Source organism: Arthrobacter sp. SAFR-179 (assembly GCF_059414945.1).
Window position 1 is genome coordinate 1 of sequence record NZ_JBPFDM010000026.1, and the last position, 1,393, is coordinate 1,393.

1 protein-coding gene is annotated in these 1,393 nt (G+C 63.8%); it reads left to right on the forward strand.

The window, feature by feature from the left end; all coding sequences use genetic code 11:
* Positions 1–2: 2 nt before the first annotated feature.
* On the forward strand, positions 3–1,393 hold a 1,391-nt coding region (locus ACR65K_RS20600), incomplete at its 3' end, for an amino acid permease (protein ID WP_440154742.1).

The following is a 1,393-nucleotide window of genomic DNA, read 5'->3' on the forward strand; positions in this document are numbered from 1 at the left end:
TTATTGATGGTGGTCACGCGCATGCGTCCGAGACCTCCCTGCACGCGGAGGACAAGGGTTACCACAAGAACCTCAAGCCCCGGCAGATCCAGATGATCGCGATCGGCGGCGCGATCGGCACCGGCCTGTTCCTGGGCGCCGGCGGCCGGCTCAACGCCGCCGGCCCGTCCCTGGTCATCGCGTACGCGGTCTGCGGGTTCTTCGCGTTCCTGATCCTGCGCGCCCTGGGCGAACTGGTCCTGCACCGGCCCTCCTCCGGCTCGTTCGTCTCCTACGCCCGCGAATTCTTCGGTGAAAAAGCCGCGTTCGTCTCCGGCTGGTTCTACTGGATCAACTGGGCCACCACCACCATCGTGGACATCACCGCCGCCGCCCTCTACATGCACTTCTTCGGCAACTACATCCCCTGGATGGCCGACGTCCCGCAGTGGGCCTGGGCACTGACCGCCCTCATCGTGGTCCTGGCCCTGAACCTGGTCTCCGTGAAAGTCTTCGGCGAAATGGAATTCTGGTTCGCCCTGATCAAAGTCGCAGCCCTCGTCGCGTTCCTCATCATCGGCACCTACTTCGTCGTCTTCGGCACCCCCGTGGACGGCCAACAGGTCGGCATCAGCCTCCTGAACGACAACGGCGGGATCTTCCCCAACGGCCTGCTGCCCATGATCATCCTCATGCAGGGCGTCCTGTTCGCCTACGCCTCCATCGAACTCGTCGGCACCGCCGCCGGCGAAACCGAAAACCCCGAAAAAATCATGCCCAAAGCCATCAACTCCGTGGTCTTCCGCATCGCCGTGTTCTACGTCGGCTCCGTCATCCTCCTGGCCCTGCTGCTGCCCTTCACCTCCTACCAAAAAGGCGTCAGCCCCTTCGTGACCTTCTTCGGCTCCATCGGCGTCCAGGGCGTAGACGTCATCATGAACCTCGTGGTCCTCACCGCCGCCCTGTCCTCCCTGAACGCCGGGCTCTACTCCACCGGCCGGATCCTGCGCTCCATGTCCGTCAACGGCTCCGCCCCCAAATTCGCCTCCCGCATGAACAAGGCAGGCGTCCCCTACGGCGGCATCGCCATCACCGCCGTCGTCTCCCTCCTCGGGGTCCCCCTGAACTACCTCGTCCCCGCCGAAGCCTTCGAAATCGTCCTGAACATCGCCTCCGTCGGCATCATCATGACCTGGGCCACCATCGTCCTGTGCCAGATCCAGCTCAAGCGCTGGGCAGACAAGGGCTGGGTGGAACGCCCCTCCTTCCGCATGTTCGGCGCACCCTACACCGGCTACCTCTCCCTGCTCTTCCTCATCAGCGTCCTCATCATGGTCTTCATCGACTCACCCCTGACCATGCTCGTCACCGCCATCGCCTCCATCCTCATGGTCATCGGCTGGTACGCCTGCCG